Annotated in this window: 17 protein-coding genes; 16 read left to right on the plus strand and 1 reads right to left on the minus strand. The window is 67.2% G+C overall.

Translation table 11 applies throughout. The annotated features are described in order from the left end of the window. Positions 1 to 87 precede the first annotated feature (87 nt). The 16 genes from prmC (at position 88) to C5E10_RS05735 (ending at position 16,441) form a co-directional block, all read left to right on the plus strand. Positions 88 to 999, plus strand: a complete 912-nt coding sequence (gene prmC, locus C5E10_RS05660) for a peptide chain release factor N(5)-glutamine methyltransferase (RefSeq protein WP_181062661.1) — start codon at positions 88 to 90, stop codon at positions 997 to 999. A 6-nt stretch (positions 1,000 to 1,005) separates the two neighbouring features. After that, entirely contained in the window at positions 1,006 to 1,779 is a 774-nt protein-coding gene (locus C5E10_RS05665; RefSeq protein ID WP_104330813.1) for an L-threonylcarbamoyladenylate synthase, read from the plus strand. A 1-nt stretch (position 1,780) separates the two neighbouring features. Continuing rightward, positions 1,781 to 2,992, plus strand: coding sequence for an MraY family glycosyltransferase (locus tag C5E10_RS05670; protein ID WP_104330814.1), 1,212 nt, complete (start codon positions 1,781 to 1,783; stop codon positions 2,990 to 2,992). Further along, complete coding sequence (locus C5E10_RS05675) at positions 2,989 to 3,429, plus strand: hypothetical protein (RefSeq protein ID WP_104241495.1); 441 nt, start codon at positions 2,989 to 2,991, stop codon at positions 3,427 to 3,429. Before C5E10_RS05670 ends, C5E10_RS05675 begins: the two co-directional genes overlap by 4 nt. Positions 3,430 to 3,603: 174 nt before the next feature. Then, the gene (atpB, locus tag C5E10_RS05680; protein ID WP_104330912.1) at positions 3,604 to 4,431 is read left to right on the plus strand and encodes a F0F1 ATP synthase subunit A; all 828 of its coding nucleotides are present in this window, start codon (positions 3,604 to 3,606) and stop codon (positions 4,429 to 4,431) included. A 58-nt stretch (positions 4,432 to 4,489) separates the two neighbouring features. Then, positions 4,490 to 4,720 (plus strand): ATP synthase F0 subunit C, encoded by a 231-nt coding sequence (gene atpE, locus C5E10_RS05685; protein WP_104241494.1) that lies wholly within the window; start codon positions 4,490 to 4,492, stop codon positions 4,718 to 4,720. 12 nt (positions 4,721 to 4,732) lie between these two features. After that, entirely contained in the window at positions 4,733 to 5,299 is a 567-nt protein-coding gene (locus tag C5E10_RS05690) for a F0F1 ATP synthase subunit B (protein ID WP_104241493.1), read from the plus strand. Beyond that, positions 5,299 to 6,090 (plus strand): F0F1 ATP synthase subunit delta, encoded by a 792-nt coding sequence (locus C5E10_RS05695; protein ID WP_104330815.1) that lies wholly within the window; start codon positions 5,299 to 5,301, stop codon positions 6,088 to 6,090. The genes C5E10_RS05690 and C5E10_RS05695 overlap by 1 nt, the downstream gene beginning before the upstream one ends. Before the next feature lie 52 nt (positions 6,091 to 6,142). Next, on the plus strand, positions 6,143 to 7,768 hold the full coding sequence (gene atpA, locus C5E10_RS05700) for a F0F1 ATP synthase subunit alpha (RefSeq protein WP_104241491.1): 1,626 nt from the start codon (positions 6,143 to 6,145) through the stop codon (positions 7,766 to 7,768). A gap of 38 nt (positions 7,769 to 7,806) precedes the next feature. Further along, entirely contained in the window at positions 7,807 to 8,709 is a 903-nt protein-coding gene (locus tag C5E10_RS05705) for a F0F1 ATP synthase subunit gamma (protein WP_104241490.1), read from the plus strand. A gap of 30 nt (positions 8,710 to 8,739) precedes the next feature. Beyond that, positions 8,740 to 10,206: a F0F1 ATP synthase subunit beta gene (gene atpD / locus C5E10_RS05710; RefSeq protein ID WP_104241489.1), complete on the plus strand. Its 1,467-nt coding sequence runs from the start codon at positions 8,740 to 8,742 to the stop codon at positions 10,204 to 10,206. A 2-nt stretch (positions 10,207 to 10,208) separates the two neighbouring features. After that, entirely contained in the window at positions 10,209 to 10,487 is a 279-nt protein-coding gene (locus C5E10_RS05715; RefSeq protein WP_104241488.1) for a F0F1 ATP synthase subunit epsilon, read from the plus strand. Then, on the plus strand, positions 10,484 to 11,299 hold the full coding sequence (locus tag C5E10_RS05720; RefSeq protein WP_104330816.1) for a YaaA family protein: 816 nt from the start codon (positions 10,484 to 10,486) through the stop codon (positions 11,297 to 11,299). Before C5E10_RS05715 ends, C5E10_RS05720 begins: the two co-directional genes overlap by 4 nt. A gap of 172 nt (positions 11,300 to 11,471) precedes the next feature. Beyond that, the gene (locus C5E10_RS19100; protein ID WP_181057798.1) at positions 11,472 to 12,197 is read left to right on the plus strand and encodes a DUF5684 domain-containing protein; all 726 of its coding nucleotides are present in this window, start codon (positions 11,472 to 11,474) and stop codon (positions 12,195 to 12,197) included. Between the two features lie 157 nt (positions 12,198 to 12,354). Next, positions 12,355 to 13,494 (plus strand): DUF4192 family protein, encoded by a 1,140-nt coding sequence (locus C5E10_RS05730; RefSeq protein ID WP_104330817.1) that lies wholly within the window; start codon positions 12,355 to 12,357, stop codon positions 13,492 to 13,494. Then, a complete protein-coding gene (locus tag C5E10_RS05735; protein WP_104330818.1) occupies positions 13,484 to 16,441 on the plus strand; it encodes an FtsK/SpoIIIE domain-containing protein in 2,958 nt (985 codons plus the stop codon). The genes C5E10_RS05730 and C5E10_RS05735 overlap by 11 nt, the downstream gene beginning before the upstream one ends. Here the strand turns inward: C5E10_RS05735 and C5E10_RS05740 are convergent. Then, a complete protein-coding gene (locus C5E10_RS05740) occupies positions 16,407 to 17,420 on the minus strand; it encodes an asparaginase (RefSeq protein ID WP_104330819.1) in 1,014 nt (337 codons plus the stop codon). The genes C5E10_RS05735 and C5E10_RS05740 overlap by 35 nt on opposite strands. Positions 17,421 to 17,442 lie beyond the last annotated feature (22 nt).

Consider the following 17,442-nt stretch of genomic DNA (forward strand, 5'->3'; position numbering starts at 1 on the left):
TGCGTCCGCCCGCGGCAATCGTCCCAATCATCTGCCTCGCGAATGCTGTGGATGACGCCGCGAGTCGATGTGCGGAAGACTCTACCCATGATCTTGCACATGGACGAGCTGCGGAAGCGGGTTCGCGAACAGCTGAAGGCGGCCGGTATCGCGGACGAGCGCACCGAGACGGACGTCCTCCTCGCAGCGGTCCTGCGCGTCTCACGAGGCGAGGTGCAGATGCGTTCGCTTCTCGGCCGAGCGGTGTCCGAGGCGGACGCTCAGGCCGTCTCCAAGGCGGCGTCGCGTCGTGCACGGCACGAACCGCTCCAGCACGTCACCGGATGGGCTCCGTTCATCGACATGGAGCTGGCGGTGGGACCCGGGGCGTTCGTCCCGCGCCCGGAGACGGAATCACTGGTCACGGCTGCGGTCGAACTTCTCGGCGGCGCCGAGTCGACGCGGGCGAAGCTCACGGGCGTCGACGTCGGATCCGGGACCGGGGCCGTCGCGCTCGGCGTGGCTCGCCTCCACGGAGGCATCACCATGACGGCGATCGAGCGCTCCAGTGCCGCGTGGCCCTGGCTGCGGTCCAACGTCGCGAGCTACGGCGAGGGAGCGGTGGCCACATTCTTCGGGGACGCCGCGCGCGCGTTCGCCGCGCTCCCGTCGGGGTCGCTCGACCTCGTGGTCTCCAACCCTCCCTACGTGCCGGCGGCGAACCGCCCAGAGAGCAGGGAGGTCTGGCACCACGACCCCGAGGCGGCGCTCTATTCGGGCCGCGACGGCCTCGACTTCATCCGGGAGCTTGCGATCTGGTCTGCCCGTGCCCTCCGCCCGGAAGGTGTCCTCGTCATCGAGCACGAGGACTCCCAGGGCGCAGAGATCCGTGAGATCTTCGGCAGCGCTGGCTTCCGTCGCGCAGCCACCGCCAGAGACCTCACCGGCCGCGACCGGATCACATCTGCCATCCGCTCCGCGTCGAACGAGGGTGACTCCGGTCGCCCGGCTATCATGTGACGAAGAATGGGACAGATCTACGCCACCACAGACTCACTCGACCTCCTGGCAGCGGTCCGTGCGGCACGCACGGCCATCGCGAGCGGCGAGGTCATCGTCATGCCGACCGACACGGTCTACGGCATAGCCGCCGACGCCTTCTCGGCGCAAGCGGTCCAGCGTCTCCTCGACGCCAAGGGGCGCACCAGGGCGACGCCGCCGCCAGTGCTGGTCGCGAACCACGAGACGCTCGACGCGCTCGCTGAGAACGTGCACCCGCTCGCTCGTCAGCTCTTCGAGCGCTTCGCGCCGGGGCCGCTGACCGTCATCCTGCAGGCCAGAGGGTCGCTGCAGTGGGACCTCGGCGACACGAACGGGACCGTCGCCCTCCGGATCCCCGACAGCAGGCTCGCTCGCGAACTCCTGAAGGAGACGGGACCGCTCGCTGTCTCCAGCGCGAACAAGCACGGACAGCCGGCTGCCACGACAGCAGAAGAGGCGATGGCAGCGCTCGGGGATGCCGTTGGAGTCTTCCTCGACGGCGGCCCCGCAGGGGGAGAGGCATCGACGATCGTCGATGCGACGCCGCTCACGCGCGGCGAGCCAGCGCGCATCGTGCGCCAGGGGGCTCTCTCCAGGGCACTCATCGAGGAGGTGCTCGGCGACAAGCTGGCACCGGTCGATGCCGTCGAGCCTGCTGGTGGCCCGAGCGAGGAGACCGTCGCTCTCAGCTCGCCTGCAGCCGAGCCGGCCGAGGAGACCCCGTCGCGATCAGAGCCGGCAGCGGGGCACGAGTCCTAGCGTGCGGATCTATCTCGCCCTCGTCGTCGGCACAGCGCTCGTCACGCTTGTGCTCGTCTACGTGGTCTGGCGACTCGCCATGCGGTTCGAGTGGTACCCGCCGGTGCGCGAGCGTGACGTCCACACGACCCCGAAGCCGCGCCTCGGCGGTGTCGCGATGTTCATCGGCATGCTGCTCGCCTTGGCGGCCGCATCCCAGATCCCGTTCTTCTCTCTCGTCTTCGAGCAGCCGGGGCGCATCTGGGCGCTTGTCGGCGCCGCATCCCTCATCGTGCTCATCGGGGTCATCGACGACTTCATCGACCTCGACTGGATGACGAAGCTCGCGGGGCAGATCCTCGCAGCCATCCTCCTCGCCTGGCAGGGAGTCGCCATCACGTCGCTGCCGATCGGCGGCATCACGGTCGGCTCGCAGTGGATGTCGATCGCGATCACGGTGCTCGCCGTCGTCCTCGTCATGAACGCGGTCAACTTCATCGACGGCCTCGATGGCCTCGTGGCAGGCGTGGCCATCATCGCCAACGGCGTCTTCCTCGTGTACAGCTACGTGCTCAGCGAGTTCGCCGGCCAGACCGGCCGCTTCACGATGGGGGCGCTGCTGTCCGCCATCGTCATCGGCATCTGCCTCGGCTTCCTCGTGCTGAACTGGTACCCCTCCAAGATGTTCATGGGGGACGGGGGCGCGCTCCTCGTCGGCCTCCTCATGGCAGCCAGCGCGGTCGCCGTGACCGGAGAGGTCGACCCGCAGACCATCAGTCGGACGGAGCTCTGGCCGGCCTTCCTGCCGATGATCATCCCGTTCGCGGTCCTGATCGTGCCGCTGCTCGACTTCTCTCTCGCGGTGTTCCGGCGGATGAGGGCGGGCAAGTCGCCGTTCACCGCCGACCGCAAGCACCTCCACCACCGGCTGCTCGACATGGGCCACTCCCAGCGATGGGCGGTCGTCGTGTTCTACTCCTGGACCGCGGTCGTCTCCGTGGGAGCGCTCATGGCGTTCGCCGCCGATCTCATCTCGATCCCCATCGGCCTCGTCATCGGCTTCGTCGTCGTCGGCTTCGTCGCCTGCACGCTTGTCACCATGGCACCGCTCAGTCGACGGAAGTCCCTCGAGCGTCGCGCGCAGAAGGCGCCGGGGGAGAACGCCCACGACGAGCTTGCCGACGCAAACGCCTCGCTGCTCAAAGCAGCACCCGAATCCGGAATGGACGCATGAACTCCTCCACGACCCCCACCTCCGTGCCGATCTTCAAGAGCATCCTGAAGTGGTCCGTCGTCGTCGCGATCGCCGTCGCCGTCCTCGGCGGCGCCATCGGCTTCCTCGCGGTCGGCATCAACGGACTCTGGAGCGCGCTCTTCGCTGCTGCCATAACGCTCCTCTTCACCGGCATCACCGTCGTCTCCGTGATCCTCGCATCCCACCTCGATCAGATCTTCTTCATGGCGACGATCCTCGGTGCCTGGATCCTCAAGTTCATCGTCTTCCTCGGCGCGCTCTTCCTCATCAGGGACCTGCCGATCGTGCACCTCTTCACTCTCTGGCTGTGCCTGGTCGTCGCCGTGATCGCGACCGTGGTCGTCGATGTGGTGTGCGTCGTGCGCGGCCGCATGGGGAACGTCAGCGACGTTCGCCTGCCCGGCGACGACAAATAGTAGAAAAGTTCCGCCGGGAGGCCCGAAGTGCACTCCTGCCTGGGGATTTCTTGATAGGCTGATCCAGGTGCGCCGAGAAGGGGTCCTTCCCGTGTGTGCACCCGCCCGAACTCATCGAAGCGCAGCAACGACAGCTGCGCCCCGAGACAGGAGAGTGCTCTGTTCGCCTCAGCCCTGAATCTGCCAGTTTTCATCGCTGCCGCGGAGGACAACAGCATCTTCCACCCGCCGTCGCTTGACCACGAGTTCTTCCTCGAGGCAGTGGCGTTCGCCGGCACGCCGTTCGAACTGAACCGCATCATCCTGGTCCGACTCCTCGCGATCGCCGTCCTGCTGCTGCTCTTCTGGCTTGCCCTCCGCAGCCCGAAGGTCATCCCAGGCAAGGGTCAGTCCCTCGCCGAGATCGCCATCGGCTTCGTGAAGTCGCAGATCGCAGACGGCATTCTCGGCGAGAAGCTCGGCCACAAGTACCTGCCGCTGCTGTCGGCAATGTTCTTCGGCATCTTCGCGATGAACATCACGGGCATCATCCCCGGACTGAACATCGCCGGAACCGCGCTTATCGGCATGCCGCTCGTGCTGGCCGTCGTCTCGTACATCGCCTTCATCTACGCAGGCTTCCGTGAAGCCGGCCCCGGCACGTTCTTCAAGAACGCCCTCTTCCCGAGCGGTGTGCCGTGGCCCATGTACATCCTGCTGACGCCGATCGAGTTCATCAACATCTTCATCGTGCGCCCGGTCTCGCTCGCTCTGCGACTCTTCCTCAACATGATGGTCGGCCACCTGCTGCTGGTCCTCACGTTCAGCGCGACGAACTTCTTCGTCATCACCTACTCGATGCAGGGCCCAGGCGGCCCGCTCGACATGCTGTTCGGCATCCCCACGCTCCTCGGCGGCTTCGTGATGACGCTCGTCGAGATCCTCGCGTCGGTCCTCCAGGCCTTCGTGTTCACGCTCCTCACCGCGGTCTTCATCCAGCAGGCCGCTGCCAAGAGCCACTAAGACCCACCTGACTCACGCGAAGCATCCTGCTTCACCACCCATACGGAAGGAAACCCCTGTGGAAACCACCACGCTCGCCGAGATCTCCGGCAACATCGCTACCGTCGGCTACGGCCTCTCTGCAATCGGCCCCGGCATCGGCATCGGTATCGTCGCCGGCAAGACCGTCGAGGCCATGGCACGTCAGCCCGAGATGGCTGGCCGCCTCCAGGTCACCATGTTCCTCGGTATCGCCTTCACCGAGCTGCTCGCCTTCATCGGCGTCGCAACGTTCTTCATCTTCCAGTAAGCGGGTCCGCACATGAGCACTTTCGCACTGTCGGCGGTTACGTCGACTCTCGCAGCGGAAGAGGGCAACGTCCTCCTTCCCGCTACGTATGACATCGTCTGGTCGGCGGTCGTCTTCGTTGTGCTCGGATTCTTCTTCTGGAAGTTCGCCATCCCGGCGCTCCGCAAGGTTCTCGACGAGCGCGAAGCGCAGATCGAGGGCGGCATCCGCAAGGCGGAGATCGCTCAGGCCGAGGCTGCTGCCAAGCGCGACGAGAACGAGAAGCTTCTCGCTGCGGCACGAACCGAAGCTGCGGAGATCCGCGAGCAGGCTCGAGTCGATGCAGATCAGATCAAGGTCCAGAAGAAGGCCGAGACGCAGGCTGAGCTCGACCGCATGACCGCCTCCGCCAAGGCTCAGATCGAGGCGGAGCGCCAGACGGCGATCGTCTCGCTCCGCGCCGAAGTCGGCACGCTTGCACTCGACCTCGCCTCCGGCGTCGTCGGGGAGAGCCTGCGCGAGGACAACCGCTCGACGGCCTACGTCGACCGGTTCCTGAGCGAGCTCGACAACGACCAGAAGGCAGGAACGCACAGCTGATGGGAAGCGCGACCAGACACGCACTGGCAGCCCTCAAGAACAGCGTCGACGGCTGGGGCCAGGCAGAGCTGCAAGATGCTGAGCAGGTGTTCGCCGCGGTCAACGCTGCGGTTGCCAACCAGCACCTGCTCGTTGCACTGTCGAACCCTGCCGCCGACGTCAGCGCCAGGCGCGAGCTCGCGGGAAGGGTCTTCGGATCTCACCTGAGCCCGCGCGCGCTGCAGCTCCTTCAGGACGCTGTCAGCCAGACCTGGTCGAGCAACCATGAGTTCGCGCTCGGCCTGCAGGAACTCGCAGTCCGTGCGACGGCACAGACCGCAGGGGAGCAGTCGGCTATCGCCGCCGAGCTCACCAGGGTTGCCGACACGATCAGCGCCAACCCGGAGCTCGAGCTCACCCTCGGGTCTCGTCTCGGCGACTCGGCCGTGAAGTCGAAGCTCATCGAGCGTCTCTTCGCGGGCAAGATCAGCGCGCCCAGCCTGCTGATCCTCCGAGAGCTCGTGGGAAACCCGCTCGGTCGACGCACCCGTCGCCTCCTCACCTGGGCAGGCGAAGTGGTTGCCGATCAGGCAGGTCGCTCCGTCGCAACGGTGACCGTCGCAAGTCCGCTCGCCCCCGAGCAGCTCGCGAAGCTCGAGGCCGGTCTGACACGTCGATTCAACCGACGAGTCTCCGTCACGACGATCATCGACCCGAAGATCATCGGCGGTCTGCGCGTGCAGCTTGGCGATGACGTTATCGACGACAGCGTCGCCGCTCGACTCAACAACCTCCGCCTGCAGCTCGCCTGAGCCTCACGCACTGAAACTCTCGGGGCGAGGCCCCGGACGACAAGGGAAGAACATGTCAGAACTCACAATCAATCCGGATGAGATCCGCGACGCTCTCCAGCAGTTCGCTTCCTCATACCGTCCGGAAGGCGCCACGGCGACCGAGGTCGGCACCGTGGTTGACGCCTCGGACGGCATCGCGCACGTCGAGGGTCTTCCTGGCGTCATGGCCAACGAGCTCATCACCTTCGCCGATGGAACGCTCGGTCTTGCACAGAACCTCGACGAGAGCAGCATCGGCGTCATCGTCCTCGGCGAGTTCCAGGGCATCGTCGAGGGCATGGAAGTCCGCCGCACCGGTGAAGTCCTCTCCGTGCCCGTCGGCGAGGGCTACCTCGGCCGTGTCGTCGACCCCCTCGGCAACGCGATCGACGGACTCGGCGAGATCGCCACGTCCGGACGCCGCGCCCTCGAGCTCCAGGCACCTGGCGTCATGGACCGCAAGTCGGTTCACGAGCCGCTCGAGACCGGCATCAAGGCCATCGACGCGATGATCCCCGTTGGCCGTGGCCAGCGTCAGCTCATCATCGGCGACCGCCAGACCGGCAAGACGGCGATCGCGATCGACGCGATCATCAACCAGAAGGCCAACTGGGAGTCCGGAGACGTCAACAAGCAGGTTCGCTGCATCTACGTCGCCGTCGGCCAGAAGGGCTCGACCATCGCCTCCGTCAAGGGTGCGCTGGAAGACGCCGGTGCGATGGAGTACACGACGATCGTCGCGTCCCCTGCCTCCGACCCTGCCGGCTTCAAGTACCTCGCCCCGTACACGGGCTCGGCCATCGGCCAGCACTGGATGTACGAGGGCAAGCACGTCCTGATCGTCTTCGACGACCTGTCGAAGCAGGCTGAGGCCTACCGCGCCGTGTCGCTTCTCCTGCGTCGCCCGCCGGGACGCGAGGCCTACCCAGGTGACGTGTTCTACCTGCACTCCCGCCTCCTCGAGCGCTGCGCCAAGCTCTCCGATGCGATGGGTGCCGGCTCCATGACCGGGCTTCCGATCATCGAGACCAAGGCGAACGACGTCTCGGCGTACATCCCGACCAACGTGATCTCGATCACGGACGGCCAGATCTTCCTCCAGTCCGACCTCTTCAACGCCAACCAGCGTCCAGCGGTCGACGTCGGAATCTCGGTCTCGCGAGTCGGTGGCGACGCTCAGCAGAAGCACATCAAGAAGGTCTCGGGAACGCTCAAGCTCGAGCTCGCGCAGTACCGCTCGCAGCAGGCCTTCGCGATGTTCGCGTCGGACCTCGACGCGACGACGCGCCGTCAGCTCGAACGTGGAGCGCGCCTCACGGAGCTCCTCAAGCAGCCGCAGTACTCGCCGTACCCCGTCGAGCAGCAGGTCGTCGCGATCTGGGCTGGAACGAACGGCAAGCTCGATCTCGTGCCAGTCGACGAGATCCTGCGCTTCGAGAACGAGCTCCTCGAGTACCTCGAGCGCAACACCGACGTCCTCGCCCGCCTCCGCGACAGCGGAAAGCTCGAAGACGACACGCTGAAGGCCATGGCCGAAGGCGTCGACGGCTTCTCGAAGACGTACCTCAAGAACGACGGAACTCCGCTCGTCGCTAGCGCCGAACAGGTCGCCGCTGACGAGATCGAGCAGGAGAAGATCGTCAAGAAGCGCCGCTAGGCGCCCTCGACGACTTCGACGACGAGCACAGGAGAAGCATGGGAGCACAACTTCGGGTCTACCGGCAGAAGATCAAGTCTGCCCAGACGATGAAGAAGGTCACCCGCGCCATGGAGCTGATCGCCACTTCGCGCATCACCAAGGCGCGGAAACGCATGGCCGAGTCGAACCCGTACGCGCAGGCGATCACCGAGGCAGTCTCGGCAGTCGCCAGCTACACGGACATCGATCACATCCTCGTCACCGAGCGCGAAGAGGTCCGCCGCGTCGCGGTTGTCGTCTTCACGAGCGACCGAGGCCTCAACGGAGCCTTCTCCTCGAGCGTTCTGCGCGAGGCCGAGGGCCTCACCAACACGCTCGAGGCCGAGGGCAAGGAAGTTGTCCACTACCTCGTCGGGCGCAAGGCGGTCGGCTACTTCGCCTTCCGCAAGCGTGCCAGCGAGAAGCAGTGGACGGGTGCCACCGACCTTCCGGTCTTCCAGACCGCGAAGGAACTGGGCGAAGCCCTCGTCGAACGGTTCACGATTCCGTTCGAAGAGGGTGGCGTGGAGGAGATCCACTACGTCTACAACCGGTTCCAGTCGATGGTCACGCAGACGCCGACCGTCGTCCGGCTCCTGCCGCTCGAGGTCGTCGACAGCGAAGACGTCGCCGAAGCCGACGAGGCCCCGCTGCTCCCGCTGTACGAGTTCGAGCCGGATGCGGAGACCGTGCTTCACGCACTGCTTCCGGACTACATCCAGGCGCGTCTCTTCAACGCCATGCTGCACTCCGCCGCATCCGAGCACGCTGCCCGCCAGCGCGCCATGAGCGCGGCTTCCGACAACGCAGACACCCTGGTGCGCGACTACACCAGGCTCGCGAACAACGCGCGCCAGGCAGAGATCACGCAGCAGATTTCCGAGATCGTGGGCGGCGCGGACGCGCTCGCAACCGCATAACCGCGCGAACACGCAAGAAAAGGACAAGACATGACGACGCACATCGTCTCCGACAGGGAAGACACGACGGCTCCGGCCGGTGTCGGCCGGATCGCCCGTGTCACGGGTCCCGTTGTCGACATCGAGTTCCCGCATGACGCCATCCCCGGCATCTACCACGCCCTCGAGACCGAGGTGAGCCTTGGCGACCAGTCGCTCAAGCTCACGCTCGAGGTCGCACAGCACCTTGGCGACGACCTCGTCCGCGCCATCGCGCTCAAGCCCACCGACGGACTCGTCCGCGGCCAGGAGGTTCGCGACACCGGAGCTCCGATCTCGGTGCCCGTCGGCGACGTCACCAAGGGCAAGGTCTTCAGCGTCACCGGTGAAGTGCTCAACGAGACGATGCTCTCCGAGCCCTACGAGATCACTGAGCGCTGGCCCATCCACCGCGAGCCCCCGGCCTTCGACCAGCTCGAGTCGAAGACCGAGCTCTTCGAGACCGGCATCAAGAGCATCGACCTCCTCACCCCGTACGTCCAGGGTGGAAAGATCGGTCTCTTCGGTGGAGCCGGCGTCGGCAAGACCGTCCTCATCCAGGAGATGATCCAGCGAGTCGCGCAGGACCACGGCGGCGTCTCGGTCTTCGCCGGTGTCGGCGAGCGCACCCGTGAGGGCAACGACCTCATCTACGAGATGGAAGAAGCAGGCGTCTTCGACAAGACGGCGCTTGTGTTCGGCCAGATGGACGAGCCGCCGGGAACGCGACTCCGCGTCGCCCTCTCGGCCCTCACCATGGCTGAGTACTTCCGTGACGTGCAGAAGCAGGACGTGCTCCTCTTCATCGACAACATCTTCCGCTTCACGCAGGCGGGTTCCGAGGTCTCGACGCTGCTCGGCCGCATGCCGTCCGCCGTCGGCTACCAGCCGAACCTCGCCGACGAGATGGGTGTGCTCCAGGAGCGCATCACGTCGACGCGTGGCCACTCGATCACGTCCCTGCAGGCCATCTACGTGCCTGCCGATGACTACACCGACCCGGCCCCCGCGACGACGTTCGCCCACCTCGACGCGACCACGGAGCTCTCGCGAGAGATCGCGTCGAAGGGCCTCTACCCGGCCATCGACCCGCTCACCTCCACGAGCCGCATCCTCGACCCGCGCTACCTGGGTGCCGACCACTACCGGGTCGCGACCGAGGTCAAGCAGATCCTCCAGAAGAACAAGGAACTGCAGGAGATCATCGCGATCCTCGGTGTCGACGAGCTCTCCGAGGAAGACAAGATCACCGTCTCCCGCGCCCGCCGCATCCAGCAGTTCCTCTCGCAGAACACCTACATGGCGAAGAAGTTCACCGGTGTCGAGGGCTCCACGGTTCCCCTCAAGGAGACCATCGAGTCGTTCGACGCCATCGCCAAGGGTGACTTCGACCACGTCGCCGAGCAGGCCTTCTTCAACGTCGGTGGAATCAACGACGTCGAAGAGAAGTGGGCGCAGATGCAGAAGGACAACGCATAGTCATGGCAGGCAAAGGCGAACTGACCGTCAAGGTCGTCGAAGCAACCAAGCTCGTCTGGGAAGGCGGCGCGACCATGGTCGTCGCTCGCACCTCCGAAGGTGAGATCGGAATCCTCTCCGGCCACGAGCCCATGCTCGCGTCCCTGGGGTCCGGCCAGGTTCGCATCACGACCACCGACGGATCGAAGATCGTCGCCAACGCTGAGGGCGGGTTCCTCTCGGTGAACAGCGACGTCGTCACGGTCGTCGCCGGCGAGGCTGAACTCGTCTCCGGGGAGTGACCGAACGTCTCCTGCTGTTGTTGCCGCCGTCCGAAACCAAACGGGACGGCGGCAACGCTGCGTTCAGCGACGATCTGGTGCAGACACCGGAGGCAGGCGGACTGAGCTGGGCGGAGACCTTCTCGGAGGTGCGAGAGGCCGCCGCCAGCGAGCTGCAGCGGCTCTCCCACGACGCAGATGCCGCCCGCAAGGTACTGAAGATCTCAGAGAAGCAGGCCGCGCTGGAACTGGAACGCAACAGAAGCCTGCGCTCCAGCCCTCGGATGGCGGCGCTGCTGCGCTACACGGGCGTCCTCTACGACGCTCTCGACGCGTCCTCACTGAGCGACCATCAGCTCGGCTGGGCCGCGCACCACGTCGCCGTTCACTCGGCCCTCTTCGGGCTCGTCGGCGGGGGAGAGGGCATTCCCGCCTATCGTCTCTCCGCAGGGTCGCGCCTCGGAGGGGTCGCCCCCGCGAATCGCTGGGCTCAGGCGACAGCTCAGGCGCTCGCCGAGCACGAGGGGCTCGTGATCGATCTGCGCTCGAAGGCCTATTCCGCCCTCGGCCCGGTGGGATCTGCCGAGCGACACGTCACCATCGACGTCGTCTCCCGGACTCCGGACGGCGAGGTTCGCTCGCTGAACCACTTCAACAAACGCGGCAAGGGCCTCTTCACGCGCGGTCTCATCGTGCTCGCCGCCGAGCAGGCGAAGCGAGCCGACGCGATTCGCGATGCGCACGAACTCGCTGACTTCTGTCGTGACGCCGGCTGGGATCTTGAACCCACCGAGCCCGGATGCGCCCGCCTGATCGTGCCAGAGGGCCTCTGACGACGAGACGCCTCCGCCCGCCCAGGCGAGCAGATACGAGCCCCGGGGAGGTCTCCCCATCGACAAGGGGCTCGAAACGCCGCTACTTTGTACCAAGTCTGCCTACGCTGACTCGCGTGCACATCGAGCACGCGACGCAGACGTCGACTGAATATCAGAAAGTGACTCCTCCATGGAAATCTTCTCCTACGGCGATCAGACCGCAGCAGGAATCGGCGCGCTAGGAATCCTGCTCTACTTCGTCATTCTCCTCGGCGCCTACGCCCTCTCCTCGTGGCTGATGTCGAAGGTGTTCACCAAGATGGGAATCGAGGCCTGGAAGGCCTGGGTCCCCGTCTACAACCAGTGGACCTTCGTCGAAGCAGCGGGCTTCCCCGGATGGTGGGTGCTCGTCGGCTTCATTCCCGGCGTGAACATCGCCCTGGTCGTGCTGCTCGCCATCGCGGCGTACCGAATCGGACAGGGTTTCGGCAAGGGCGGCGCGTGGGTCGTGCTCTACATCTTCCTGCCCATCGTCTGGTTCGCCATCGTCGGGTTCGACAGCTCTCGCTGGAACCCCGCGCTCATGAACCTCGGCTCGCAGGCCTACGGCCAGCCTCAGGGTGCCGTCGGATACCCGCAGCAGGGCGCTCCCGTCCAGCAGCCATACGGCCAGGCTCCTGCTCAGCAGGGGTACGGGCAGGCTCCCGCGCAGCAGCCGTATGGTCAGGCCCCGACCCAGCAGGGGTACGGTCAGCCGCCCGCGCAGCAGCCGTATGGCCAGGCCCCGACCCAGCAGGGGTACGGTCAGCCGCCCGCGCAGCAGCCATACGGCCAGGCCCCGACGCAGCAGCCGCCCCTCGGGCAGAACCCGGGGAACCAGCAGCCGTACGGTCAGCAGAACCCGCCCCAGCACTGATAGGCGGGCAAGTCGTCTCAGAGAGCACGCCACGTGGATTCGGTTCCACGTGGCGTGCTCTTCTCTCTCCGGTGTTCCTGCGCCTCGACTCGTGTCGTTCTCCACAGCCTGATGTCTCGGGGATCGCGGCAGACTGGTATCCACCTAGCTTCTGCCTATGGAACGGATTCGACTCAGCACGCCCAAGCAGATCCTCGACGCGGTCCCCAAGCTCCTGGGGTACTCGCCGGTCGGCTCGCTCGTAGCCATCCCGCTCAGCGGCCGACGAGGGGGTGTGGTTCTGCGATTCGACCTGCCCAGTCTGTCGAACTCGCGTGCGGTCAACGCAGCACCGTACGCGAGTGCCGTAATCGGGCACCTGGCATATCTCAGCAACATCGAGCGCGTGGTCTTCGTCTTGAGCCCGAACCTCCCGTTCGGCAGCGGCCCGATGCCACCGCACTCGGAGTTGGCAGAAGCTCTTGTCGAGTTCGGTGACCGAGCGGGCATCGAGGTTGTGCTCTGCCTCTGCAGAGCGTTGGACGCCTGGGGCGTGTACGGCTGCGATGATCCCGATTGCTGCGATGTCGGGCCGAGGGCACTCGGCGCTCAGGACGCGTGGCGTGAGGCGGCAGAGCCGGTGATCCACGCCGAGATCGCATCGGCCCCGGCCGGACGCAGGAGGGCGTTCGCGGAGGCCGACGAACGGCACGCCCAGGTGCACGAGGGCGAGGACGACTTCTCCGGGATGCGCCAGGGGTGGCTCGCAGCGCTCACGCCCGAGGGCGGCGGCTCCGGACTGAGCGACGCGCAGCTCGCAGGGCTGCTCTGCATGCTGCGCGGGCGTCGGACGTCCGAGCTCCTCCTGATAACGGTCGCCTTCGGTGATCGAGACGAGCTCCTGTCGCTGTCGCCGATCTGGGCGAGCCTGCTGCCGGGGGAGAGCACAGGGCCGCAACTGCCGGCGTTCTCGCGAGAACGGGTTCGCACGGCTGTCGCCTGCCTCCGCGATCTCGGCGCGCTCGTGGACCTCGACGAGGAACCCGGTCTGCTCGCGGGCATCGCCTGGCTCGAGTGGGCTTCGGGACGTGCGAGCGCCGGGGCGGCGTTCGCTCAGCGCGCTCTTGCTCGTCGCCCGGATGACCGGGTGGCCGCGAGCGTCGTCTGGCTTGTCGAGCGCTGCGTGCTGCCGCCGTGGCTCTCGGATGTCCAGGATTGGCTCACCGACGCCGACACCGATACCGACACAGACGCCGACACAGACGCCGACACAGAGACCGAGACCGAGAGCGGGTCTGCGGTCTGGCGTGAAGGCTAGCGAACAGGTCGGGTCGACGCCCCCCGACGGATTCGCAGTCGGCGAGGGGTCAGCACCGGCAGACGGAGTCGTCCACCTGCCCGCCAGCGTCCCCGGTGCACGCACGGTCGTCTTTCCCACGCTCATGGCCGTCGCACCGGTTGTCGTCGCACTCGCCCTCTGGGCGCTGCTGTCCTCGCCCGTGATGCTGGCCTTCGCGGTGCTGGGACCTGTGATGGCGGTGGCCAGCTACGCGGAATCGAGACGTCAGTCGCGAGCAGAGCACGGGCGAGCTCAGGCGGTCTTCGAGAGCGAACTCGATGTCTGCGTGCGTGAGGCCCGGGGGCTCGCTCACCGTGACCTCCGAGAACTCCATCGTTCCGCGCCTGGAGCTCGGAGGCTCATCTCGGGGTGCTCCGCTGCCCGCGAGTCGCAGCTGATCCTGGGCTTCGGGCGTGTGCGCGCCCGGTTCAAGATCCACGGACAGCTCCGCGAGCTGCCCGACGAGGCTCAGGCGCGCCTCGAGCCGTTCCTCGTCCTCGATGATGCTCCCGTCGTGGCCGACAGCGAGAGGGTCAGACTCACCGGCAATCGGCACCTGATTCTGGCGGCCAGTCGCGCGCTGCTGACCCAGCGCGCCGCCGGCCGCGTCACCATCGGCGCCGGCGCGGTCGGGGAGGCACTGAACGGTGAAATCCGAGGGCTCCGAGGAGACTGGCGCCCGGTCCTCACGGCGGATCGCGGCCCGGGGATGCTCCTCGACTTCGGCGTCGACCTCGACTCCCGCGCCGATGGCCCTGGCCCCTCGCCGCGTCAGCGCACCCCGCCTCGTGAGCTCCGCATCCGGATGCTGAGCCCGGTGCGGGCGAGCGTGGAGCTCGCTGACGGCCAGTCTCAGACGGTGAGACCGGAGCTTGTCACCGTCGAGGAGCTGCGCGCTTTCGCCCAACGGAGCGCGCGGCCCGAGTCCGGCCAGCTGATCGAGGGCCCGGTCGGTGACGCCGCTGCATCGTCGACGCTTCGCCTGAGGAGGGCACCCCATCACGCATCGCTCGCGGCACCGATCGGCACCCAGGACGGTGTGGCGTTCGAGGTCGACCTCGTCGCGGCCGGACCCCATGCCGTTGTCGGCGGGACGACCGGATCCGGCAAGAGCGAGCTGCTGGTCACCTGGGTCCTCGCGATGACGGCCACGAGGTCCACTCGTGACGTGCAGGTGCTCTGCTTCGACTTCAAGGGCGGCGCCACCTTCGACCCGATCGCCACCCTCCCGCACTGCGTTGGCGTGGTCACGGATCTCGACGACGACGAGGCGCGGAGGGCGGCGACGAGTCTCAGCGCCGAGATCCGCTTCCGTGAGCGGGCAATCCGTGCTGCCGGTGCGAAGCATGTGGGCGAGGTGCCGAGCCTTGCTCGGCTCGTCGTCGTCGTCGACGAGTACCAGGCGCTCGTCGACTCGGATGCCGAGCTCCAAGCCGTGTTCTCCGACATCTCCGCGCGCGGGAGGAGCCTCGGCGTCCACCTCATCCTCTGTGCCCAGCAGCCTGCATCCGCGGTCAGGGGAGCGACGCTCGCGAACTGCAGCGTCCGCATCAGCCTGCGCGTCATCGCAGAGGCGGACAGCACAGCCGTCATCGGCACCGGGGCCGCGGCCAAGCTGCCCGTGTCGACGCCCGGACTCGCGATCGTCGTGGCGGGCGAGGGGGCGGCGCAGGTGCAGGTGCGGCGATCCTCACCGGACACGATCGCGGCGTGCATCCGAGCCTGCGCAGAGCGCGAGGCGCATCTCGGCGGGGCGCTCCCGCGGCCTCCCTGGCTCCCCGCGCTGCCGGCGGAGATCGCCGCCAGCACCCTCGATGCGTCCGGCACCCTCGATGAACCCAGCGGACGGGGCCTCGCTTTCGGTATCGCGGACGACACGGAGCTCCGACGTCAGCCGACCGCCGTCTTCTCTCCGGAGCTCGGGGCGATGCTGGTCATCGGCGGGCCGCGCACGGGCAAGACCGGATGCCTCGCGATGCTCGCCGAGACGGCACGGACCGTGCATGGCGCCGAATCGCCCGCTGTCGTCGTGCTCAGCGATGATCCGGAGACGGCTTGGGACCAGCTCTGGAGCCCCGAGCTCACGTCTCGCCACGGGCTGCTCCTCGCCGACGACGTCGACCTGTTCCTGTCGCAGGTCGATGAGCCGTATCGCTCCGCCTTCGCCGAGCGATTGACGCTGCTCCTTCGCCGCTCAGCCACCGGGTTCCCCGCCGTCGTGTTCACCGCGAGCAGAGCAACGGGTCATGCTTCGGTGCTGGTGGCTGCCGCAGCTCAGACGCTGCGTCTGGTCGGCGGCGATCGCGCCGCCTACGTCATGGCAGGGGGAGAGCCCTCAGATCACCGCAGCCATGCCGGACCGGGGCGAGCGAACTGGCACGGTCTTCCCTGCCAGGTCGCGCGTGCGACACGACCCCTCCGAGCGCATCGAGCACGCTCCGATGACTCGGGAGACCAACGAGATGCCCTTGCACAGACCGGGACTGAGAACCTGCTGGTTGCTGCGCGCCGTATCGAACCCCTTCGCCGCATCCTCGAAGCACGGGGCTTCACCTGCACGACTCTCGGTGCCTGGCTCGCCGATCGCGCAGCTGACGCGGGACCGGCGCCGGCGCGGAACACGGATGCCGCGCCGAGGCGCGCCGTCCTCGGCGTCGTCGACGACTGGCAGGCGCAGTTCGGACTGCTGTCTCGACTGGCCGCAGAGCATCCGGTCCTGCTCTCAGGTCTGAGCACGGGGGAGCACCGGACGCTGCTGCGGGGTGATCCGCTGCCGCCACCGGTCCTGGATGCCCGGCGGGGCGCCGTTCTCCGAAGTCTCACCGGTGAGATGACCCGGGTTCATTGGACTGATGAAGAGGCGCGCGTCGACGGGCCCAGCGGTTTTCGAGCTAGAGACTCGTCGGGACCGCCGACCCCACCATGATCTCGCCGACGAGCACGCCCCCACCCAGGACCTCGAGGCCGAGGCGCGGCAGCAGCTGCTGCACACGGGTCACATCGGTCGCCCCAGCCGCCACGAGCAGCTGCAGGCCGACGAGCGTGCTGGCGCGGCTGGAGCCGTCGAGCATCTTCAGGGCGACTGCCGTGCCGTCGGGGGCGGCCATGACGAGCACACCCTCGGCGCCGGACTTCGCCAGGACGCCCAACTCCGACACGACGATCGAGTTCGGCCGCTCGTGGCCCTCGATGAGCCAGCCGTTCGCGAGGACCGAACGCCAGACGGACGCCGCGGCCTTGAAGAGCGGGAACGGAGAAGCTGGGCTCGATGTGGCGAGGCGGCTCGCGGCGGACGCCAACCCGACGAGGCTCACAGCGAAGACTGGCGCGCCGCAGCCGTCGATGCCCACCGCGCTCGGGCGTTCCCTGGTCATCCGCTCGATCGTGTCCTTGACGGCGAGCTGCAGGGGATGCTCGGCGGCGAGGTAGCCCTCGACCGGCCAGCCCTGCGCCACGCAGGCAGCCAGCATGGCCGCGTGCTTGCCGCTGCACTCCATGTACACGGCCGCCGATGCCTCGCCCGCTCGAACGAGGGCGTCCCTCGAGGCGCGGTCTCTCGGCCAGGAAGCCGGACAGGCGAGCGCGCGGTCGTCGAGGCCCGAGGCATGGAGGATCTCGCGCACGTGCGCGACGTGAGCCGGGGAGCCCGAGTGGCTCCCGCATGCGATCGCCGTCTGCTCATCCGTCAGCTGCGCGCCGAGCGCGAGTGCAGTCTGCGCCTGGAACAGCTTGAGGGTCGATCGAGGGAACACCGGCTGGTGCCCGTCGCCGAGCTCGGCCCGGAGGGTGGCGTCCGCATTGGTGACCACCGCGGCTCCGATATGCCTGGATTCCACGAAGCCTGATCGAGTGACGATGGCGAGTTCGACGGCGGCTTCAGCCGGCAGGGATGATGCTTGGCTCATGATCGGGCAAGCCTACGGGGTG

Origin of the sequence: Pseudoclavibacter sp. RFBG4, assembly GCF_002931515.1 — a bacterium.
Taxonomy (GTDB): Bacteria; Actinomycetota; Actinomycetes; order Actinomycetales; family Microbacteriaceae; genus Pseudoclavibacter.